The sequence below is a fragment of the Streptomyces cinnabarinus genome, assembly GCF_027270315.1.
Lineage (GTDB): Bacteria > Actinomycetota > Actinomycetes > Streptomycetales > Streptomycetaceae > Streptomyces > Streptomyces cinnabarinus.
The window spans coordinates 4077042-4096945 of sequence record NZ_CP114413.1 but is presented as its reverse complement, the minus strand read 5'-3'; the positions used below and the strand labels follow the sequence as shown (position 1 = coordinate 4096945).

General features: G+C 71.9%; 20 protein-coding genes. 9 read left to right on the top strand and 11 right to left on the bottom strand.

The window, feature by feature from the left end:
* Positions 1–335: 335 nt before the first annotated feature.
* Positions 336–1262, bottom strand: a complete 927-nt coding sequence (locus tag STRCI_RS18340; protein WP_269660039.1) for a cyclase family protein — start codon at positions 1260–1262, stop codon at positions 336–338.
* An 85-nt stretch (positions 1263–1347) separates the two neighbouring features.
* Between STRCI_RS18340 and STRCI_RS18335 the strand changes: the two genes are divergently transcribed.
* From STRCI_RS18335 to STRCI_RS18320, 4 genes are read left to right on the top strand one after another with little or no spacing between them, the layout of a single operon-like run.
* On the top strand, positions 1348–2223 hold the full coding sequence (locus tag STRCI_RS18335) for an SDR family oxidoreductase (RefSeq protein WP_269660038.1): 876 nt from the start codon (positions 1348–1350) through the stop codon (positions 2221–2223).
* Positions 2224–2236: 13 nt separating this feature from the next.
* Positions 2237–3388, top strand: a complete 1152-nt coding sequence (locus STRCI_RS18330) for an acyl-CoA dehydrogenase family protein (RefSeq protein WP_269660037.1) — start codon at positions 2237–2239, stop codon at positions 3386–3388.
* A complete protein-coding gene (locus STRCI_RS18325) occupies positions 3388–4437 on the top strand; it encodes a Zn-dependent alcohol dehydrogenase (RefSeq protein ID WP_269660036.1) in 1050 nt (349 codons plus the stop codon). Before STRCI_RS18330 ends, STRCI_RS18325 begins: the two co-directional genes overlap by 1 nt.
* Positions 4438–4472: 35 nt before the next feature.
* Positions 4473–4886, top strand: coding sequence for a DUF6336 family protein (locus tag STRCI_RS18320; protein ID WP_269660035.1), 414 nt, complete (start codon positions 4473–4475; stop codon positions 4884–4886).
* On the opposite strand, the gene STRCI_RS18315 is transcribed toward STRCI_RS18320, so the two are convergent.
* A complete protein-coding gene (locus STRCI_RS18315; protein WP_269660034.1) occupies positions 4874–5920 on the bottom strand; it encodes a GlxA family transcriptional regulator in 1047 nt (348 codons plus the stop codon). The genes STRCI_RS18320 and STRCI_RS18315 overlap by 13 nt on opposite strands.
* 71 nt (positions 5921–5991) lie before the next feature.
* Between STRCI_RS18315 and STRCI_RS18310 the strand changes: the two genes are divergently transcribed.
* Complete coding sequence (locus STRCI_RS18310) at positions 5992–7296, top strand: MFS transporter (protein ID WP_269660033.1); 1305 nt, start codon at positions 5992–5994, stop codon at positions 7294–7296.
* Here STRCI_RS18310 and STRCI_RS18305 read toward each other — a convergent pair.
* Entirely contained in the window at positions 7293–8477 is a 1185-nt protein-coding gene (locus tag STRCI_RS18305; RefSeq protein ID WP_269660032.1) for a COG1361 family protein, read from the bottom strand. The genes STRCI_RS18310 and STRCI_RS18305 overlap by 4 nt on opposite strands.
* 122 nt (positions 8478–8599) lie before the next feature.
* Positions 8600–9199 (bottom strand): flavin reductase family protein, encoded by a 600-nt coding sequence (locus tag STRCI_RS18300; RefSeq protein WP_269660031.1) that lies wholly within the window; start codon positions 9197–9199, stop codon positions 8600–8602.
* Positions 9200–9296: 97 nt separating this feature from the next.
* Between STRCI_RS18300 and STRCI_RS18295 the strand changes: the two genes are divergently transcribed.
* The gene (locus STRCI_RS18295; protein WP_269660030.1) at positions 9297–10223 is read left to right on the top strand and encodes a hypothetical protein; all 927 of its coding nucleotides are present in this window, start codon (positions 9297–9299) and stop codon (positions 10221–10223) included.
* On the opposite strand, the gene STRCI_RS18290 is transcribed toward STRCI_RS18295, so the two are convergent.
* From STRCI_RS18290 to STRCI_RS18275, 4 genes are all read right to left on the bottom strand, one after another.
* The gene (locus tag STRCI_RS18290; RefSeq protein ID WP_269660029.1) at positions 10208–11029 is read right to left on the bottom strand and encodes an enoyl-CoA hydratase/isomerase family protein; all 822 of its coding nucleotides are present in this window, start codon (positions 11027–11029) and stop codon (positions 10208–10210) included. The two genes, STRCI_RS18295 and STRCI_RS18290, sit on opposite strands and share 16 nt — an antisense overlap.
* 1 nt (position 11030) lies before the next feature.
* Entirely contained in the window at positions 11031–13256 is a 2226-nt protein-coding gene (locus STRCI_RS18285) for an acetate--CoA ligase family protein (RefSeq protein ID WP_269660028.1), read from the bottom strand.
* 159 nt (positions 13257–13415) lie between these two features.
* Complete coding sequence (locus STRCI_RS18280) at positions 13416–14609, bottom strand: flavin-containing monooxygenase (protein WP_269660027.1); 1194 nt, start codon at positions 14607–14609, stop codon at positions 13416–13418.
* A gap of 140 nt (positions 14610–14749) precedes the next feature.
* Positions 14750–15277 (bottom strand): hypothetical protein, encoded by a 528-nt coding sequence (locus STRCI_RS18275; protein WP_269660026.1) that lies wholly within the window; start codon positions 15275–15277, stop codon positions 14750–14752.
* A 123-nt stretch (positions 15278–15400) separates the two neighbouring features.
* Here STRCI_RS18275 and STRCI_RS18270 point away from each other — a divergent pair, with 123 nt between their 5' ends.
* Positions 15401–15847: a DoxX family protein gene (locus tag STRCI_RS18270; protein ID WP_269660025.1), complete on the top strand. Its 447-nt coding sequence runs from the start codon at positions 15401–15403 to the stop codon at positions 15845–15847.
* Positions 15847–16296: a Zn-ribbon domain-containing OB-fold protein gene (locus tag STRCI_RS18265; RefSeq protein WP_269660024.1), complete on the top strand. Its 450-nt coding sequence runs from the start codon at positions 15847–15849 to the stop codon at positions 16294–16296. The genes STRCI_RS18270 and STRCI_RS18265 overlap by 1 nt, the downstream gene beginning before the upstream one ends.
* 18 nt (positions 16297–16314) lie before the next feature.
* Here STRCI_RS18265 and STRCI_RS18260 read toward each other — a convergent pair whose 3' ends face one another.
* Positions 16315–17511 carry an esterase-like activity of phytase family protein gene (locus STRCI_RS18260; RefSeq protein WP_269660023.1) on the bottom strand — a complete coding sequence of 399 codons (1197 nt, stop codon included), beginning with the start codon at positions 17509–17511 and terminating at the stop codon, positions 16315–16317.
* A gap of 100 nt (positions 17512–17611) precedes the next feature.
* Here STRCI_RS18260 and STRCI_RS18255 point away from each other — a divergent pair, with 100 nt between their 5' ends.
* Positions 17612–18271: a pyridoxine/pyridoxamine 5'-phosphate oxidase gene (locus tag STRCI_RS18255; protein WP_269660022.1), complete on the top strand. Its 660-nt coding sequence runs from the start codon at positions 17612–17614 to the stop codon at positions 18269–18271.
* Positions 18272–18303: 32 nt separating this feature from the next.
* Here STRCI_RS18255 and STRCI_RS18250 read toward each other — a convergent pair whose 3' ends face one another.
* Together STRCI_RS18250 and STRCI_RS18245 are read right to left on the bottom strand one after the other, a co-directional pair.
* Complete coding sequence (locus STRCI_RS18250) at positions 18304–19173, bottom strand: GNAT family N-acetyltransferase (RefSeq protein ID WP_269660021.1); 870 nt, start codon at positions 19171–19173, stop codon at positions 18304–18306.
* A gap of 87 nt (positions 19174–19260) precedes the next feature.
* A complete protein-coding gene (locus STRCI_RS18245) occupies positions 19261–19863 on the bottom strand; it encodes a GNAT family N-acetyltransferase (protein WP_269660020.1) in 603 nt (200 codons plus the stop codon).
* Between the last annotated feature and the right edge of the window lie 41 nt (positions 19864–19904).

The following is a 19904-nucleotide window of genomic DNA, read 5'->3' as shown; positions in this document are numbered from 1 at the left end:
GGGCCATGAGCCCCTTTCCTTTGCGCCGGACGCGGCGCGATGCGCCGGGACATGCTTCAGTGTGCGCCTGCCGCATATGGGGCGTAAGTAATAAATCTCCGAACAGGTGTTGACGACGCGTGTCCGTTTGATCACGCTTGTGGTCAGCGATTCGCCGTGAGGGGACGACGAGGGTTTCGGTGACGGGAGCCCTCGACGAGTGCGGGTCGCGATTCGGCGTCGGCTCCCTCAGGGCCCGGGGGACAGTCGGGGCGGGTGCGCCGGAGTGGGATGGCGGTGCGCGCTTCCGTGCTCGGGGCGGGCAGATCGCGCGCCGCCAACCGCACTTCAGAGGTTCACAGCACCGCGACCGGAGCCACCGGGGCGCCTGTCGCGCCGACGAACGGCTCGGGCGTCGCCGACAACAGGAAGGTGTGGCGGCCCTCTTGTCCACAGGCTGTGGACAACTCTTCGAGATTCCAGTTCTGGCCCTGCGGCATCCCCATCTCCACCAGGTCGAGCGCGTGCACGGGCAGCCACAGGTCCTCGATCTCCGGCGGGAAGATCTCGAAGGTGAGGGTGTCGTTGGCGACGGCGGCCACATCGCGCGCGTGGAACCACTCCGGAGTGCGGATCGACAGACCCGGAGACGGATAGCCGTAGCCGTGCTTGTCCCCGGCGAGGTACACCCGCATCTGCCCGGTGCGCACGAGCACGATGTCGCCGGCCCGCACGCGCGTGCCCGCGAACTCCTCGGCCGCCTCCAGGTCCTCGGGCGTCACGGCGTGCCCGCCGTCGAGCCGCTCCACGCCGCGCGCGCGTGCCACGTCGAGCAGCACCCCGCGCGAGACGATGTGCCGCGCCGTCGCCATCCCCGCGAAGGAGGCGCCGCCGTGCGCGGTGATGCTGTCCGCGGGGCGGCCGTTGTAGAGGCGGCCGGAGTGCGAGACATGGGTGAGCGCGTCCCAGTGGGTGCCCGCCTGAAGGCCCATCGTCACGGCGTCGTCGCTGCACGCGACCGTCCCCGGGCCGAAGATCTCCTGGTTGATCTGCACCATCGCGTGCAGCGGATTGATCCGCCCGGGGATCATCCCGCTCTGCACACCGTCCTGGCCGAGCGGCAGCGCGAGCGGGATCCGCCGCCCGCCGCGCACGCAGGCAGCCGCCTCGCGGACGACGTCGTCGGTGATCAGGTTGAGGGTGCCCAGTTCGTCGTCGGCGCCCCAACGGCCCCAGTTGTTCACGCGCTTGGCGATCTCGTGGAACGCGTCCGGCAGTGACATCGGTCCCTCCCCGGGGCTTGTCTCCGACTGTCCGGCGGGACATAAAATCTAACGGTCCGTCAGAAACCGCGGGAAGGGGCCGGGCGTGGGGAACTTCTTGGCAGGCAAGGTCATCGCCGTGACCGGCGCGGGACGGGGGATCGGCCGCGCGGTGGCGCTGGCGGCGGCGGCCGAGGGGGCGCGCGTGGTCGTCAACGACTACGGCGTCGGGGTGGACGGCGCCGCACCGACGAGCGACGTCGCCGAAGGGGTCGTCAAGGAGATCGAGGCCGCCGGGGGAGCGGCCGTGGCGGTCGCCGACGACATCTCCGCCATGGCGGGCGGGCAGCGGGTCGTGGACGTCGCCGTGTCGTCGTACGGGCGGCTCGACGGGGTCGTGTGCGTCGCCGGGATCCTGCGGGAGCGGATGCTGTTCAACATGACCGAGGAGGAGTGGGATCCGGTGATCGCCACCCACCTCAAGGGCACGTTCACGGTGTTCCGCGCGGCCTCGGCGCTGATGCGGCAGCAGCGCTCCGGGACCCTGATCGGATTCACCAGCGGCAACCATCAGGGCTCGTACTCGCAGGCCAACTACAGCGCGGCGAAGGGCGGGATCATCTCGCTGGTGCGCAGCGCCGCGCTGGGCCTGAGCAAGTACGGGGTGACGGCGAACGCGGTCGCGCCGGTCGCCCGGACCCGGATGTCGGCGAAGGTCCCCATGGAGCTGACGGAGATCGGGGAGCCGGAGGACGTGGCCGCCCTGGTCGTCTATCTGCTGTCCGACCGGGCCCGGGACCAGGGCATCACCGGGCAGGTGTACACGATCGCCGGGCCGAAGCTGGCGGTCTGGGCACAGCCCAGGGAACTGCGCGCCGCGTACGCCGACGGGTCCTGGACACCGGAACGGATCGCCGAGTTCCTGCCGGGGACGGTGGGGACCGACCCGATGCCGCTGCTCCGGCCGCCGAACGCCTCGTAGAGGGGGACTTGTCGTGGACTTCGGATTCTCAGCCGCGGACGAGGCGTTCCGCGTGGAGGCCAGGGCCTGGCTCGCCGCGCACGCCGATGCGGCACAGGACCGCCGCGGTTGGGAACGGACCCTCGGTGCGGCAGGCTGGATCGGCCTCTCCTGGCCGGAGGGCGGCTACGGAAACCGGACCGCCACGCTCACCCAGCAGGTCGCCTGGGCCGAGGAGTACGCCCGCTCCGGCGCGCCCCCCAGGTCGGGGCACATCGGGGAGAAGCTGCTGGCGCCCACCCTGCTCGCCCATGGCACCGAGGAGCAGAAGGCACGCTTCCTGCCCCCGGTGGCCGCAGGGGAGGAGCTGTGGTGCCAGGGGTACAGCGAACCCGGCGCCGGGTCGGACCTGGCGGCCGTACGGACGGTGGCCGCGCGGGACGCCACGGGCGCGTACCGCGTCACCGGGCAGAAGATCTGGACCTCGCTCGCCCACGAGGCGGACTGGTGCTTCGTCCTGGCCCGCACCGAGCCGGGGTCCCGTCGGCACCACGGGCTGAGCTTCCTGCTCGTGCCCATGGACCAGCCCGGCCGGATCGACGTCCGCCCGATCCGGCAGCTGACCGGCACCAGTGACTTCAACGAGGTCTTCTTCGACGGCGCGCACGCGCGCGTGGAGCACGTCGTCGGCGGGGAGGGCAACGGCTGGCGGGTGGCGATGAGCCTGCTCGGCTTCGAGCGCGGGGTGTCCACGCTGGCCCAGCAGATCGGCTTCGCGCGGGAGTTGGAGCAGGTCGTGCGGGCCGCGGTCGACACCGGTGCCGTCGCGGATCCCGTGCTGCGGGACCGGATCGTCCGGCTGTGGGCCGAGCTGCGCACGATGCGCTGGAACGCCCTGCGCACCCTGGGCGGCGCCGGGGACGCGGGCGCCGCCAGCGTGGCCAAGCTGCTGTGGGCCGGGTGGCACCAGCGGCTCGGGGAGCTGGCGGTGCAGGTGCGCGGCGCCGGTGCGGCGGTCGGTCCGGCCGACTGGACGCCTGCCGCGCCCTACGAACTCGAGCCGTTCCAGCAGCTGTTCCTCTTCTCCCGGGCCGACACCATCTATGGCGGCTCGGATCAGGTCCAGCGCACGATCATCGCCGAGCGGGTGCTCGGCCTGCCCAGGGAGCCCAAGGGGGTCGTCTGATGCGCGGAGTGCTGTTCGACGGCAAGCGGACCGAGGTCGTGGACGATCTGGAGGTGCGCGAACCGGGGCCGGGCGAGGTGCGGGTCGCCATCGCGGCGGCGGGCCTGTGCCACAGCGATCTGAGTGTGGTGGACGGGACCATACCCTTCCCCGTTCCTGTGGTGTTGGGCCACGAGGGTGCCGGGGTGGTGGAGTCCGTGGGTGTGGGGGTCACCCATGTCGGGCCCGGGGACCATGTGGCGCTGTCCACCCTCGCCAACTGCGGTGCGTGCGCCGAGTGCGACCGGGGGCGGCCGACCATGTGCCGGCAGGCGATCGGGCGGCCGGGGCAGCCCTTCACGCGGGACGGGCGCCCGGTGTACCAGTTCGCCGCCAACTCCGCCTTCGCCGAGCGGACGGTCGTCAAGGCCGTGCAGGCCGTGCGGATCCCGGGGGAACTTCCGCTGACGTCCGCCGCGTTGATCGGATGCGGGGTGCTGACCGGGGTGGGGGCCGTGCTCAACCGGGCGCGGGTGGACCGGGGCGAGAGCGTGGTGGTGATCGGTACGGGGGGAATCGGGCTCAATGTCATTCAGGGGGCGCGGATCGCGGGTGCCCTGCGGATCGTCGCCGTCGACTCCAATCCGGCGAAGGAGGAGATGGCGCGGAGGTTCGGCGCGACCGACTTCCTGACGTCGACGGAAGGGGTACGGGACCTCCTGCCCAACGGCGCCGACCACGCCTTCGAGTGTGTCGGACGCGTCGAGCTGATCCGGGCGGCCGTCGACCTCCTCGACCGGCACGGCCAGGCCATCCTCCTCGGCGTCCCACCGGCCACCGCCGAGGCGTCGTTCCGCGTCTCCACGCTCTACCTGGACAAGTCCATCCTCGGCTGCCGCTACGGCTCGTCCCGCCCCCAACGCGACATCGCCCTCTACGCCGACCTGTACCGCGAGGGCCGACTCCTCCTCGACGAACTGGTCACCCGGACCTACCCGGTGGAGGACTTCGAGAAGGCGGCGGCCGACGCGGAGGCGGGCCGGGTGGCGCGGGCGGTGCTCACCTTCTGAACGGCCGTGTTCCGCTGCTCGGTTAGGGTGCCACCATGACGACGCTGGACCGAGACGGAGTGATCACGCCGCGCCTGCGGCTGCGAGATGTCCTGCTGCGCGGCTCGCTCTTCGGGCTCTTCGCCGCCGCTCTGGTGGTCGTCGCCGGTCTGCTCTTCGTCGGCGACCATTCCGACCGGGAGGAGGGCTTCGTAGTGTTCGGCTTTCTCATGCTGATCTTCGGCGCGGGCTTCCTTCTCATGGGACTGTTCTTCTGGCTGGTGTCCCGCGACGACATCCGGCGGTTCCGTGACTGGGGGACCATCACCACTCAGGCCGACTCGATCACCATCATCGGCCCCTCCTTCGTGCGAGTCGGCCTGCTCGGCCTGATCCTGGGCCTTGCCGGTCTCGCCATCGCCGGCCTGGTCGAGCAGGCGTCCTACGGCAGCTGGATCTACGGCGACTGACGGGCCGCGGCTGCCTGCACACCCTGAACTGCCTGCACGCCCTCGGCGCGGAACGTCCTCCGGTACGCCGTAGGCGTCACCCCGAGTGCCGCCTGCAAGTGCTGTCGCATCGACTGTGCCGTGCCGAAGCCCGCGTCCTGGGCCACCTGGTCCACGGACAGGGCGGTGGATTCCAGCAGGTGGCGGGCGCGTTCCACGCGTTGCTGGGTGAGCCACTGGCCGGGGCTGATGCCGACCTCCTCGCGGAAGCGGCGGGTGAAGGTGCGCACCGACATGGACTCCTGCGCCGCCATGTCCCGTAGTTGGATCGGCTCGTGCAGCCGGCCGAGCGCCCACGCGCGGGCGCCGGTCGTCGTCGACTGCTGCGGATCGGGCACCGGGCGGTGGATGTACTGCGCCTGGCCGCCGTCGCGGTGCGGGGGGACGACCGTACGGCGGGCGATCTCGTTGGCGACGGCGGTGCCGTGGTCGCGGCGGACCATGTGCAGGCACAGGTCGAGCCCGGCGGCGACCCCCGCCGAGGTCAGCACGTCGCCGTCGTCGATGAAGAGCACGTCCGGGTCGACGTCGATCTCCGGGAAGAGGCGCTGGAGATGGTCGGTCTCCGCCCAGTGCGTGGTGGCCCGGCGGCCGTCCAGGAATCCGGCGGCGGCCAGCACGAACACCCCAGTGCAGATGGAGGCGAGCCGGGTGCCGGGGCGGATGTGGGCCAGCGCGGCGGCCAGGTCCTCGGTGAGCGTGCCCCGTTCGAAGACCGGGCCGAGTTCGTAGGAGGCCGGGACGATCACCGTGTCGGCGGTGGCCAGCAGTTCGGGGCCGTGCTCCACCAGCACCGCGAAGTCGGCGTCCGTGACCACCGGGCCCGGTGGCCGGATCGAGCAGGTCAGCACCTCGTACAGCGGGCGGCCCGCGCGGTCCTTGGGGCGGCCGAAGATGCGGTGCGGAATGCCCAGCTCGAAGGGGAGCAGGCCGTCGAGGGCGAGCACGACGACACGATGCGGGCGGTACGCGGGCGGCTCCGGGTCACTGCTCATGGCCCGATCCTAACGAATGCTGTCCTTCGGGCCACTCGATGCGACGGATTCCAGCCGCGATCCTCGATGACGTGACCCAGACAACCGAGGCCGCGACCGCGGCGGACGACACACAGGCCCGCCGCAAGCGCCGTATCCACCGCGCCTGGTTCGTCGCCGCCGTCACCTTCGTGACGATCATCGGCGCTGCCGCCTTCCGCTCCCTGCCGGGACTGCTCATCGACCCGCTGCACGAGGAGTTCGGCTGGTCCCGCGGCACGATCAGCGCCGCGGTCTCCGTCAACCTGGCCCTCTACGGACTGACCGCGCCCTTCGCGGCGGCGCTGATGGACCGGTTCGGCATCCGCAAGGTCGTCGCGGTCGCGCTGACCGTGATCGCCATCGGCTCCGGGCTCACGTACTGGATGACCGCGGCCTGGCAGCTCCTGCTGTGCTGGGGCCTGCTGGTCGGCCTCGGCAGCGGCTCCATGGCGCTGGCCTTCGCCGCCACGGTCACCAACCGCTGGTTCACCGAACGGCGCGGCCTGGTCACCGGCATCCTCACCGCCGCCTCCGCCTCCGGACAGCTGATCTTCCTGCCCGTGCTGTCCTGGATGGTCGACGAGCACGACTGGCGCCCGGCCGCCGTCACCGTCGCCCTCGCCGCCCTCGCGGTCGTCCCCTTCGTCTGGCTGCTGCTGCGCGACCACCCGGCCGACGTGGGCCTGAAGCCCTACGGTGCGAAGGAGTTCGTACCGAAGCCGCCGCCCACGACGGGCGCCGCGCGCCGGGCCGTGAAGGTCCTGTTCGACGCGGCCCGCACCGGTCCTTTCTGGCTGCTCGCCGGGACCTTCGCGATCTGCGGCGCCTCCACCAACGGCCTGATCCAGACCCACTTCGTGCCCGCCGCCCACGACCACCACATGCCGGTCCAGGCCGCCGCCTCCCTGCTCGCGGTCATCGGTGTGTTCGACGTCATCGGCACGATCGCCTCCGGCTGGTTCACCGACCGCTACGAGGCCCGCAGACTGCTCGCCGTGTACTACGCCCTGCGCGGCATCTCCCTGCTGTTCCTGCCGATGCTGCTCGCGCCGAGCGTGCGCCCGCCGATGATCTTCTTCATCGTCTTCTACGGTCTCGACTGGGTCGCCACCGTCCCGCCCACCGTCGCCCTGTGCCGGGAGCACTACGGCGAGGACAGCGCGATCGTCTTCGGCTGGGTCCTCGCCTCCCACCAGGTGGGCGCCGCGCTGGTCGCTTTCCTGGGCGGGGTCGCGCGGGACGTCTTCGGGTCCTACGACGTCGTCTGGTACGCGTCGGGCGCGCTGTGCGCGGCGGCCGCGCTGATGGCGCTGGTGATCCGCAGACGCCCGGCCGCCGCGCCGGCAGTCGCCTAGCTGTTGGCGTTGTTACGGCGGTGGCGGACCGCCAGCACCAGCAGGCCGCCCAGGGCTGCCGCCGCGGCCGCCGCGCCCGCGATGAGCGGGGTGCCGTCGGAGCCGGTGCTCGCGAGGTTGCCGGTGGGCGCCTCGGTCGTGGTCGTCGGGGTGGCGGTCGGCGTCGTACCGGTGCCGCCCGCCGCCTGGCCCTCGTGCTCGTTGCCGCCGTCACCAGGGGTTTGCGAGGCGGAGGCGCTGGGGGTCGGAGTCGGCTCCGGCTCGTAGTCGCTCGGGAAGTCGATGCGGATGAAGTCCGTGTTGTTGGCGAGGTTCTTGTCGTACGCGGGCGTGATGTCGTAGACGGAGCTCGCCTTCACCTCGCCCTTGGTGTCCTCGGCGTCCTTGTCGAACTTCAGCGAGAACGTGTACAGGTGCTCCTCGCCCACGTCGAGCGTGCCGTCCTCGGGCCAGCAGACGTACCGGGGCTTGCCGGGCACGGGCGGGCCGCTCGGGCCGTCGATGTGGAACGGCGAGCAGTCCGCGGGGACCTTGGTGGCGGTGGCGCCGGGCGGGATGGTCACCAGCAGGCCGGGCAGATCGTCGCTGACCTGGTTCTGGATCCAGCCGGGGCCGTCGTTGCGCAACTTCGCGGTGACCGACTGCCCGTTGCCGGCGAGCGCCTCGGTGTACTCGCCGACCGCCACGAGGTCGGCCGAGCTGTCGGCGTCCAGGGTCAGTCGCCGGTAGCTGTCGGAGAAGCCCTCGCCGGGCGCCTCGCCGGTGGCGCTCGTGCCGTACTCCACGGCCTCCATCAGGGCGTGCGGCAGGGCCTTGAAGCGCACGGGGGTGGTGAGCGTGCCGCCGGGCTCGACGACCGCGTCCAGCTCGCACAGCGCCTGGCGGACCTGGTCCCCGACGGTGGAGTACGTGCAGCCCTCGACCGGCTCGGGGAAGTCCAGACCACGGGTGAGCCGGATCCGGAACGCGACGCCCTCCGCGGGCGCCGTGCCGTTGTTGGTGACAGTGACCGTCCGGTCGTACACCTCGCCCGGCTTCGGCGAGGCGTCCGGCAGCGTCGAGACCGTGAGCTCGGGCGCGGTCTCCTCGGCGTGGGCCGCCGGGGCGACGGCCGCGGGGACGGCGGCGACGATCGCGGCAGCGGCCACGAGGGCCGACGAACGGCCAAGATGCAGGCGCACGGGGGTCTCCTCGGTACGGCGACTCGATACGGCGGACGGACAGAACCGGAACGGCGCGTGCCGCCCGGTCATGTCCTGGACACCTGGAGGACCCCGAGGGTTGTACGGCGGGACAGTGGAGCTCAGACGAACCGGCCCCGATGGAACAGCAGCGGCGCCGCCTCCTCGCCCGCCCCGAGCGCGTCCACCCGGCCGACCACGATGAGGTGGTCGCCGCCGGTGTGCACGGCGTGGACCGTGCAGTCGACCCAGGCGAGGGCGCCATCCAGGCGCGGTGAGCCGGAGACCGGTGCCGCGTCGTGGCCGACCCCGGCGAACTTGTTGCCGCCGCTGACCGCGAAGCCACGGCACAGCTCACCCTGGTGGGCCCCGAGGACGTTGACGCAGAAGACACCGGCGCGGGCGATGCGCGGCCAGGTCGTCGACGTACGGCCGACCATGAAGGAGACCAGGGGCGGGTCGAGGGAGAGGGAGGAGAAGGACTGGCAGGCGAAACCGGCGGGGGAGGTCTCGCCGTCGGCGGCGGGTGCGGTGACAACGGTCACACCCGTCGCGAAGTTCCCGAGCACCCGGCGGAACTCGGCCTGGCTCACCGGCGCCCGCTCGTCCTCGCCGACACACCGCAGCCGCGGCCGCGGCTGCGGCTGCGGCTGCGGCTCCACGCGCGGGGCGTCGACGGGAGCCGGCGCGGACCTGAGGTAGCGGACGGCTGCTGCGGCCATCCCTGCGTGTCCCATCACGCTTCCCATTGAAGCTGACGGTGCGTCAGATGGGAAGCCCTGTGCGAGGGCGCCGAACACGCGTGCGTACGCTGCGCGCATGGGGTGGGGAAACGGGCAGAAGGACCGCGGGAACAACAGGTCACGGGAGCTTTACGCGGCCGCCGCGGTGGCCGCCGGGCAGCTTCCGCCGGTCTGGCTGGCCTGGTGGATCGCGGACACGTCCGGGGACACCTACGGCCGAGGGTTCAACTCCCTCGGCATGGCCTGCGTGCTGATCCTCGCGCCGCTGGTACTGCCCGTGCTCGGGCTCGTCCAGGCGATGGCACAGCCCCTGCCCGCCGGGCTCCTGGCCGACTTCGCCGCCGCACGCGCGCGAGGGCCGCGCTGGGCCTGGCACGTGACGTGCGCGGTGCTGCTCGGGGTCGCCTGGGCGGCGCCGGCCACGCTCCTGTGGGGCTGGTCCTTCCTCGGCACCGCCCTGCTGTTCGGCGCGGTCGGCGTCCTCCCCGCCCTCGCCATGACGTACGTCCGCCGCCGCCCCCGGTGGGGGTTCTGGGGCGTCTGGTGCCGCTCGGGACTGGCCTCCTTCGTGGTCTTCGTCCTCGTGGGCATCGGCGGCGCGGCGGCTACGGCCGCGGGGCTGCTCAAGGGGTACGAGCCTCCTGTGCTCTCCGCCGGACAGCTCACGGGAGTGTGGCGGGGCGCCGAGGGCGCGGTGCTGCGCCTGCATCCGGGCGGACGGGCCGAGTTCACCGACCTGCCCAGCGAGATCAGCAGCGAGAAATGGTCGGACGGGCGGTACTTCGCCGTGTGCGACGGCACCGGCAGCTGGTCCTTGAGACGGGAGAACTCCGAGGGCTGGGACACGGACCGCGACGGCGTAGAGCTCAGCCTCGACGGCGGATGCGGGCAGCGGACGTACTGGAGCATCGGCGGCACCGAGCGCGATCCCGAACTGTTCGTGCTCTTCGGCGACCCGGACGCGGGTGACCTGTGGATCCTGGAGCCTCAGCGGCCCTCGTAGCGGGGACTCCTGCGCTCCACGAAGCTCGCCACGCCCTCCCGGGCGTCCTCCGTCGTCATGTTGATCTCCTGCGCCGCCGCCTCCGCCGCGAACGCGGTCGCCCGGTCGCTGTCGAGGGAGGCGTTGACGAGCTGCTTGGTCAGGGCGAGGGCCCGGGTCGGACCGCCCGCCAGGCGCTCGGCCCACTCCAGGGCCGTCTTCGCCAACGCCTCGTCCGGGACGACCCGGTTGACCAGCCCCAGCCGCTCCGCCTCCGCCGCCGACAGCGCGTCGCCGAAGAACATCAGCTCCTTGGCCCGCTGGGGTCCGATCAGCCGGGGCAGGAGATAGGCGCCGCCGCCGTCCGGGACCAGGCCCCTTCTGACGAACACCTCGATGAACCGGGCCGATTCGGCGGCCAGGACCAGATCGCAGGCGAGGGCCAGATGCGCGCCGAGCCCCGCCGCCGTGCCGTTCACGGCGGCGATCACCGGCTTCTCGCAGTCGAGGACGGCGGCGATGAGGCGCTGGGCGCCGAGGCGGACCGTGCGGGCCACGTCACCCGCCGCCGGCTTCTTCGCGGCCGAGCCGGTCCGCAGGTCCGCACCCGCGCAGAAACCACGGCCGGTCCCGGTCAGGACGACCGCCCGGACCGCCGCGTCCCCGGACGCCTCGGCGAGCAGGTCGATGAGGCGTTCCCGCTGGTCAGGGGTGAGGGCATTGAGGGCCTCGGGGCGGTTGAGCGTGATGCGGCAGACCTGATTGTCAGTGGTGTGCTGTACCAATGAATCGACGGAACTTCCGGGCACACGGGGGGAATCGGACATGTCAGCGACACACCACCAGCGCGTCCAGCGCCACCGCGCCCTGCCCCTGTTCCAGCACCATCAGCGGGTTGATGTCCAGCTCCGCGATCTCGTTCCCCAGCTCCAGCGCCATGCGCTGCACCCGCAGCACGACTTCGACGAGCGCGTCCGTGTCCGCCGGCGGCCGCCCCCTGACCCCGTCGAGCAGGGCCCGCCCGCGCAGGTCGTGCAGCATGTCCCGGGCCTGCTCCTCCCCGAAGGGCGGCACCCGCACGGCGAAGTCGCGCAACACCTCGACCAGCACCCCGCCGAGCCCGACCGTCACGGTCGGCCCGAACAGCTCGTCATGGGTGAGCCCGACGACCATCTCGACGCCCCGTTCGACCATCTGGCAGACCAGGACGCCGTCCAGGGAGACGTCCTCGTAGCGGGCGATGTCCGTCAGCTCCCGGTAGGCGTCGCGGACCTGGCTGGCCGAGGTGAGGCCGACCTTGACCAGGCCCAGCTCGGTCTTGTGCGCGATCCGGGCGCCGGACGCCTTCATCACCACCGGGTAGCCGACCAGACCCGCTGCCCGGACGGCCGCCGCCGCACTGGTCACCAGCTGTTCGCGCGGTACGCGGATGCCGTACGCCCGCAGCAGTTGCTTCGCCGCGTGCTCGCTCAGCTGCTGGCCCGGACGCATCAGGGCCTGGGCCTTGCGGAAGGAGGGCGACGGGGTGCGCGGGGCGCGGTCGAAGGGGGAGCGGTAGCCGGAGACGAAGCGGTGGTGGTCGAGGTAGGCACGGACGGCGGTGATGCAGTTGGCGACCGTGCGGAAGGTGGCCACCCGGGAGGAGCCGAGCAGGACCTCGCGGTAGGCGGGTTCGGTGCCGACCGGCGAGCCCCACACCACGCAGACCAGCTTGTCGGTGTGCTCGGCCGCGTCGACCAGGTCCCGCACCAGCCGGTCGCTGAGCGGCGGGAAGGGCCCGGTGACCGGGCAGATCAGGACGCCCACCGACGGGTCGTCGAGGATCGCGTCGATGATCTTCCGGCCGCGCCAGTCGCCCACCGGATGGCCCCCGTTGTCGACCGGGTTGGCCACGCTCAGATACTCCGGTATCCACTGGTGCAGCTCGGCCTGCTTGGCCTCCGAGAGCACCGGCAGCCGCAGCCCGGCCTCGGTCGCCAGGTCCGCGAAGTGAGCACCGGTACCGCCCGAGATCGAATACACGACGACCCCGTCGGCGCGCGGCGGCCGGGCGCGTGCCAACAGGGTGGCGGTGTCCTGGAGTTCGTCGAGTCCGTCGACGCGGATCACCCCGTACTGCCGCATCGCCGCGTCCACCACCGCGTCGGCGCCGGTCAGTTTGCCGGTGTGTGAGGCGGCCGTGCGGGCGCCGGTCTCGGTGCGGCCGACCTTGACCGCGACGACGGGCACCTTGCGACGGGCCGCCCGGTCGGCGGCCAGCAGGAAGGAGCGGCCGTCCTTCAGCCCTTCCACGTAACAGGCGATGGCGCCGACCTCGGGGCGCTCGGCGAAGTAGGAGAGGAAGTCGGAGGTCTCCAGGTCGGCCTCGTTGCCGGTGGGCGCCCAGTGGGAGAGGCGGACGCCCAGTTCCTGGAGGGCGAAGACGGGGCGGCCCTGGTGCCCGGACTGGGTGATCAGGGCGATGGCCGGTCCTTCGAGGTCGGTGCGGAACTCCTCGAAGGCGTTGAGGTTGGTGTTCGGGCCGAGCAGCCGCAGCCCGGACCGACCGACGGCCGCGGCCAGCCGTTCCTGCGCGGCGGCGCCCGCCGCGCCGGTCTCCGCGAACCCGGAGGCGAAGACGACCGCGAATTTGACCTTGGCCTCGGCCAGTTCCTCGAGCACCGGAAGGGGGTCGGCGACCAGCAGCACCGCGAGATCGACCGGCTCGGGCAGGTCGGCGACGGAAGGAGCGCAGGGGATGCCGAAGACGGCGGGGCGGCTCGGGTGCACCGGATGGAGCCGGGCGCCGACCCGCTCGGACCAGGCGAGCAGCTGCCGGGTGACACCGGTGTTGGGGCGGCCCTCGGTGTCCGAGGCGCCGATCACGGCGACCGACTCGGGCCGGAAGAAGCGGTCCAGATCGGGTACGTCGGAGTACAGCGGACGTCCGCTGACGTCGAGATCGTCGACCTCGGCCGGCCGGCCGTGGACGGCGGGACCGGGTTGCTCGCCACAGGCGATGACCCGGGCCCGGCGGGAGTCGGTGGTGAGGGTGCCGTGGGTTGATCCAAGCATCGGTCCGCCCGCTCCTGTGTGACAGCGATTAACTGACGCAGTGTCAGATTACTGAACTGACACGCCGTCAGGAACGGCTGTGCAGGCAAAGTTGACGGACGAACCGGTTCCGGTGCTCCTCGGCTTCAGGGTTTCGCGGTGTTCCTCACCCTCAGGTTCTCAGCTGACGGGCAGCCTGGACACCCGCTCGGCGCCCTGTCTCACCACGGCCTTCGCGATCTTCTCGGCGTCCATGGCCAGTTCCCGGAGCATGCCGCTGATGGGGTTGGTGAAGCCGGTGAAGTACAGGCCGGGGGCCTGGGACGGGGTGCGGGGGCCGTGCACGGCGGGCTTCCCGCGGGTGTCGAGGACGTCGAGATGGCCGACGAGGCCCTCCAGGGCGCGGACGTAACCGGTGGCGGCGACCACGGCGTCCGGCTCGATGAAGGTGCCGTCGGCGAGGGCCACCTTGCCGTCGTCGAAGCCGTCGACGGCGGCCACGACCTCGACCCGGCCCGCGCGGACGGCCTCGATCAGGCCGACGTCCTGCACCGGGACGGCCCCTTCGAGCACCCGGCTGTACAGGCCGGTGTCCGGGCGGGGCAGCCCCCGCTCCGACAGGTCCGGCACGCTGAGCTTGGCCAGCGGCCGGGAGAGCCGGTCGACCAGGCCGACCGGCAGCCGCCGGCACAGCACGCCCGAGTACTGGGCGGCCCAGCCGGCCGTGGAGCGGCGCACGATGTGCGGGGCGGTGCGCACCGCGAGCCGTACCCGGGAGGCGCCGCCCTCGACCAGGTCGACGGCGATCTCGGCGCCGGTGTTGCCGACGCCGACAACCAGGACGTCGCGGCCCGCGTAGGGCTCGGGGTTGCGGTAGGCGGAGGCGTGCAGGAGCTCGCCGGTGTAGGTCTCGCGGCCGGGCCAGTCGGGGAGCCGGGGGGTGTGGTTGTAGCCGGTGGCGACGACCACCGCGGAGCCGGTCAGCTCCCGCCCGCCGGTGGCGTGCAGCAGCCAGCCGTGGCCGTCCGGGGCGCGGTCGACGCGGGAGACCTCCACGCCGGTGACGATCTCCAGCTCATGGTGCTCGGCGTACTTCTCCAGGTAGCGCAGCACGTCGTCCCGGGACACCCAGCGTCCGAACCGCCGTGGCATCGGCAGGCCGGGCAGGCCCGACAGCCGGCGGGTGGTGTGCAGGTGCAGCCGGTCGTAGTGGCCGCGCCAGGAGGCGCCGACGCGGTCGGACTTCTCCAGCACGACGGCGCGTATGCCCCGGGCGCGCAGGGCGTACGCGACGGCGAGCCCGCCGGGACCGCCGCCGATGACGTACACCGGGCGGTCCGGTCCGGCAGGGGAGTGCGCTGTGGAGTCGTCCATAGCGCGAGCGTAATCACGGGCCCCGTTGATGGGTCTCGGTCAAGACCGGAATTGGTTGCGGATTGATCACGCCTGTAGGAGGGATGGGTGGGACCGGTGGCGTACGGCGTCTGGTTGTGGACTTTCGGAGGAGGGACGCCCTAGTCGTCCGCCGCCACCACCAGGGTCAGGGTCTTGCCGGGGCGGTCGATGAGGATCAGTTCGTGGAAGTCGCAGTGGACGGCTCCGTAGTCGTGGCGGGCGTCCTCGGGGAGGGGGCCCAGGAGGTAGGTGCTGGTGGCCGTGGTGATCGGGGTGTGCACCTGCTCCTGGATGCGCTGGGTGAGGGCCTGCGGGACCGGGCCGTGCTGGTCGGCCCAGGTGCGGACGACCGCGCCGGCCGCCGCCGCGTCGACGCGGCGATAGGCGTCGGGGGTGATGCGGTCGAGCCACCACTGGCCGTGCCGGGGCCAGTCCAGGACGCCGCTGCCGTCGTAGGTGTCACGGAACTGCGGGTGGGCGATCAGGGCAGCCAGCAGGGCGTGGTCCTCGGGCGCCTCGGACGGCAGCCGGAATCGCTTGAGGTCGATCCAGCGGTAGCCGTGGGCGGAGGCCTTCGCGAACTTGAAGTCGCGGAAGTTGATGAACGGGCTGTCCAGATGGACCAGGGCGGGCGGTGCGGCGTGCATTTGCCGATCATAGTAGGACGAGCCGGGCATGCGGCCGTGGGCGGCTCCACGGCGCCGTGGGTGTTGGCGTGCGGGTCGCCGCACCTCTTCCGGCCCCGATCCATCTGACGTACCGTCAGATCCATGGACACGATCTGGCTCAGTGGCGCGGAATGGCTGGCCGTGCTCCGCATAGGCCTCGGTCTGTGGTGGCTGGAGAGCTGGCGGCACAAGGACAAGAGGACGTGGTTCGAGGGCGGCGGCATCGCCTGGGCGGCGGACGTGGCCGCCAAGCACCGCTGGACCGCGGTCCGTTCCGGCTTCGACGTCGTCGTCGCACCGCGGCCGAAGACCATGGCGTACGTCGTCGCCTACGCCGAACTCGCCCTGGGGCTCGGCCTGATCGCCGGATTCCTCACCCCGGTCGCCCTGGTCGCCGGGCTGCTGCTGAACGGGCTCTACTTCGCGCTGATGATCCACGACTGGGCGGAACAGGGCCAGAACTCGATGATGGCGCTGATCTCGGTGGTCGCGCTGTTCGGCATGTCCTGGCAGACCTGGTCGCTGGACGACGCGCTGGGGCTGTTCTGATGACCGCCGCCCCGGGAACCGGCCCGCACCCCGCCCGTTTCGACCTGCCCGAACCCGATGCCTTCAGCCGCCCCTACTGGGACGCGGCGGCCGAGGGGCGACTGCTGATCCGGCGCTGCGGGACCTGCGGCCGGGCGCATCACTACCCGCGGGAGTTCTGCCCGTACTGCTGGAGCGAGGACGTCGGCTGGGAGACGGCGAGCGGCCGGGCCACGCTTTACACCTGGTCGGTCGTCCACCGCAACGACCTGCCGCCCTTCGGTGAGCGCACCCCGTACGTCGCCGCCGTGGTCGACCTCCCCGAGGGCCCGCGGATGATGACGGAGATCGTGGAGTGGACCGGCGCGGCCGGGGACGCGCCGCTGCGGGCGGGGATGGAGCTGGAGGCGGGGTTCCGGGACGGGGTGCCGGTGTTCCGGCCGCGAAACCGGCCTCGGCCCCTCGGCTGAGACCGGCTCCCCTGGCCCCTAGAAGAACGCGCGCGGGTCGGCGTGCAGGCGCTTGTCGAGGCGGATGGTGATGAACTCGTTGTTGTCCGCCTTGCCCGCCGTGCGGCCGGAGGAGAAGGGGAAGTTGTTGTCGTTCAGGACGGCGAGGGTGCGGTCGTCCAGGAGGGCGACGTCCTCGATCGTCTGGAACGGGAAGGTGAACGTCTCGCCGAAGCCACCGAGCTTCCTGGGGTTGGCGAGGTTCATGAGGTCGGCGACGAGGGTCTTGTCCATCACGCCGTCATGATCGCGGTCGCGGGTGTCGGCGAGGTAGATGCGCTTGACCTTGGCCGTCTCGCCCTGGCCGCCGTCCCGCTCGATGACGAGGAAACGGTGCCTGTCGACGGCGATGGCGTCGCCGATGGCGTGCGCCGGGGACTCCAGGCGGTACGTCCAGCGCTTGCCGGTGTACTGGCCCGACCTCAGGTCGAACTGGTTGAAGCGCAGGTCACCGGGGGTGTCACCGGAGACCGTGCCCTCCAGCAGCGGGTACAGGTACCGCCCGTCCACGGAGCGGGCCATGCCCTCGAAGCCCTTGCTGCCGCCGAGGTTGGGCGTGCCGCCGTTCAGGAACGGGTTCTCCGGTGCCTTGACGCCCTCCAGGGAGACCGGCGCTTCCAGGAGCTTGCCGGTGCGGGAGAAGTGCAGCAGGAACGGGCCGAACTCGTCCCCGAGCCAGAGGGTGCCGTCGTAGGACCGCACGATCGACTCGACGTCGAAGTCGGCGCCGGTGAGGGTGCGGTCGGCGCGGGTGAGCGGGAACGGCACCTTGTGGTCGGGGTCGGTGAGGTGGAAGCCGCCGAGCACCTTGACCTGGCCGGTGCGGGTGTCCGGCTCGACCCGGTGCACGCGCAGCAGGAAGTCGGCGCTGGTGGCCTTGGAGCCGTAGCCGTTGTCCGACAGCACGTCATACGTGCCGTCGTGCCGGTTCACGACACCGCTGAAGCCCTGCACGGGCTGGTCGGCGAAGGGCGCGGCGATGCCGTTGAACGGGCCGGCGCCTATCGCGGCCCCGGACGGCTCGCTGCCCGGCACGAAGGTCTCCGCCGGGAGGGCGGCCCAGCCGGTGAGGGTGGCCTGCCCGAAGTCGTCCCCGCGCTCACCGGCGAGGGCGGCGGGCGCGGTGAGTCCGGCGGTCAGCGCGACGGCGCTGAGCATGATCGAGAGTCTTCTCATGGCGGGCACGGTAGGGACACCTGGTGACGTGCGGGACAACGCCGGGCGACGTCGGCCGGTGGGGAACGGGTACCCGCCGCGGAAGGTCGACAATCGGTGCATGGAACTTCATGATCTGCTCAGGTCGCTGCGGGTGTGGGACCCGGAGGCGACGGCGTTGTCGCCGTTCGACCCCGAGGCGGCGCCCGACGAGCCGTTGCCGCTGTTCACGGCGTGGTTCGCGGACGCGGTGGCGGCGGGGCAGACCGAGCCGCACACCATGTCGCTGGCGACCTCGGACGAGGCGGGCCGGCCGGACGTACGGACCGTGATGCTGCACGGCGCCGACGCGGACGGCTGGTCCTTCGCCACCCATGTGACCAGCCGCAAGGGACGACAGCTCAGCGCCCGCCCGTACGCGGCCCTCGGCTTCTACTGGCCGGTGCTGGGACGGCAGGTGCGCGTACGAGGGCCGGTCACGGCGGCCGCGTCCACGCTGAGCCAGGCCGACCTGCACGCCCGCTCGACCGGCGCCCTGGCGGCGGCGCTGACCGGCCGCCAGAGCGAAGTCCTCGGCTCCCTCGCGGAGTTGGAGCGCGTCTCGGCCGAGTCCTGGGCCCGCGCCCAGCGCGAACCGGCCGCGCCCGTCCCCACCTGGACCCTCTACCGCCTCCGCCCGGAAGAGGTGGAGTTCTTCCAGGGCGAGGAGCGGCGTCGGCATGTACGGCTGGACTACCGCCGTACGGAATCGGGTTGGGAACGGGAACTGCTCTGGCCGTAGAAGCCGTAGAAGCCATAGGAACCGTAGAAGCCCTACGGTCTCGCGGAGAAGTCGTGCACCTCGAAGTCCGCCACCGCACGGTAGCCGAGCCGCTGGTAGAGGACGTTGGTGGTGTTGTTGGACAGGTCCGTGAAGAGCAGGACCTCCTCGGCGCCGGAGCGGACGGCGGCGCGGCTGACCTCGACCGTCACCGCCCCGGCGTAACCGCGTCCGCGCAGGTGGGGCGGGGTGTAGACGGGGGCGATCCGGACCTGCCCGGCGACCATCGGGGTCACCCCGCACATGGAGACGGGGGTGCCGTCCGGGTCCTCCCAGAAGGTGATGCCGCCGTAGGCGATGCGATGGTCGGCCCAGGCTTCCAGGTCACCGGCCGCATGGTCGCCGACGCTCTCCACGAACTCGCCGTACCACTTGATCAGTTGGTCCCGGTCCTGCTTGCCCGCCACCCGCGCGGCGCCCGCCGGTACCGGCTGCGGCATCATCAGCATGCCGAGCCGGTACAGCCGTTGCCGCTGGCGCAGGGCGGCCGTCGCACCGGTGTGGCGCTGCCAGGAGCGGACGAATCCGGTGACGGTCTCGCGGGTGCCGATGATGCCGGGCACCGGGTGGCCGACGGCGACCAGATGGGCGGCGAGGGCGTCGGTCTCGTCGGCGGTGAGCGGGGTGACGTTCAGCCGGTAGGGCGGGGTGCGGAAGTATGCCCCGCGCACCTGGCCGTCGCGTTCCATCACCCCGAACACGGGCGGTTCATCACCGCCGTAGGCGTTCAGGCCGCGCATTCGCAGGGACTCCGTGACCGTCAGGGCGACGGTGTGCAGATCGGGGCGCGACCGCAGAAAGCCTCCCGCGTGGGAGAGGAAGCGGTCGAGGTCTTCGGTGACGTACCAGTCGTCCGAGCGCATGTCTCATGATCCCGTGTCTGTACGGGACTTGGCCATGCCTTGTCGGGGTGAACGCACGACCGTCACATCGACGCGACGGCAACTCCTCTACACCGGGTCCGGATCGGGGTCGCCGGCCAGCCGGGCGTGCAGATGCATGTCCCGGTACGCGTCATGGCGGCCCGCTTCCCACATCGCGCCCCTGAGGGTGCCCTCGTAGGGGAAACCGCAGCGCTCGGCGATACGGCAGGAGGAATCGTGCCCGACCGCGTGGTCGAGTTCCAGTCGGTGCAGGCCCAGATCGGTGAGCGCCCAGCGGGCGACGAGAGTCAGCGCACGGGTGGCGATTCCCCGGCCGCGCTCCTCGGGCAGGACCCAGTATCCGACGCGCGCTGTGTTCATCACACGGCTGATGACGTTGACGCCGAGATGCCCGAGCGGCCGTCCGGTGGCCGCGTCCGCGACGCAGTACGGCGCCGCCGTGCCCTCCGCCGCGGACCGTGCCGAGGCCCGGATCTGCTCCCGGGCGCTGTCCGCGTCGGTGGTGAAGTTCAGCGGGGTGTTCCAGCGCGCGAACTCCGGGTCCGTCCGCCCGCGCAGCCACGCCTCGACATCCGCCTCCGACTCCGGGTCCCAGGGCCGCAGCCACAGGTCCTGGGTCCGCAGCGGGGGAAAGGGGTGCGTGGTGGCGTGCCGATCATCAAGGGTCATGCACCGATTGTCGGCCGGACCCGGGTTCCCGGGCCGTGGGC

Excerpts from the sequence above, each read along its gene's own strand:
- STRCI_RS18270 (WP_269660025.1), top strand. The coding sequence starts at position 15,401 with ATGGACACGATCTGGCTCAGTGGCGCGGAATGGCTGGCCGTGCTCCGC.
- STRCI_RS18295 (WP_269660030.1), top strand. The coding sequence starts at position 9,297 with ATGGGGTGGGGAAACGGGCAGAAGGACCGCGGGAACAACAGGTCACGG.
- STRCI_RS18340 (WP_269660039.1), bottom strand. The coding sequence starts at position 1,262 with ATGTCACTGCCGGACGCGTTCCACGAGATCGCCAAGCGCGTGAACAAC.
- STRCI_RS18285 (WP_269660028.1), bottom strand. The coding sequence starts at position 13,256 with ATGCTTGGATCAACCCACGGCACCCTCACCACCGACTCCCGCCGGGCC.
- STRCI_RS18250 (WP_269660021.1), bottom strand. The coding sequence starts at position 19,173 with ATGCGCTCGGACGACTGGTACGTCACCGAAGACCTCGACCGCTTCCTC.
- STRCI_RS18245 (WP_269660020.1), bottom strand. The coding sequence starts at position 19,863 with ATGACCCTTGATGATCGGCACGCCACCACGCACCCCTTTCCCCCGCTG.
- STRCI_RS18320 (WP_269660035.1), top strand. The coding sequence starts at position 4,473 with ATGACGACGCTGGACCGAGACGGAGTGATCACGCCGCGCCTGCGGCTG.
- STRCI_RS18300 (WP_269660031.1), bottom strand. The coding sequence starts at position 9,199 with ATGGCCGCAGCAGCCGTCCGCTACCTCAGGTCCGCGCCGGCTCCCGTC.
- STRCI_RS18265 (WP_269660024.1), top strand. The coding sequence starts at position 15,847 with ATGACCGCCGCCCCGGGAACCGGCCCGCACCCCGCCCGTTTCGACCTG.
- STRCI_RS18255 (WP_269660022.1), top strand. The coding sequence starts at position 17,612 with ATGGAACTTCATGATCTGCTCAGGTCGCTGCGGGTGTGGGACCCGGAG.
- STRCI_RS18275 (WP_269660026.1), bottom strand. The coding sequence starts at position 15,277 with ATGCACGCCGCACCGCCCGCCCTGGTCCATCTGGACAGCCCGTTCATC.
- STRCI_RS18325 (WP_269660036.1), top strand. The coding sequence starts at position 3,388 with ATGCGCGGAGTGCTGTTCGACGGCAAGCGGACCGAGGTCGTGGACGAT.
- STRCI_RS18315 (WP_269660034.1), bottom strand. The coding sequence starts at position 5,920 with ATGAGCAGTGACCCGGAGCCGCCCGCGTACCGCCCGCATCGTGTCGTC.
- STRCI_RS18260 (WP_269660023.1), bottom strand. The coding sequence starts at position 17,511 with ATGAGAAGACTCTCGATCATGCTCAGCGCCGTCGCGCTGACCGCCGGA.
- STRCI_RS18280 (WP_269660027.1), bottom strand. The coding sequence starts at position 14,609 with ATGGACGACTCCACAGCGCACTCCCCTGCCGGACCGGACCGCCCGGTG.
- STRCI_RS18290 (WP_269660029.1), bottom strand. The coding sequence starts at position 11,029 with ATGTCCGATTCCCCCCGTGTGCCCGGAAGTTCCGTCGATTCATTGGTA.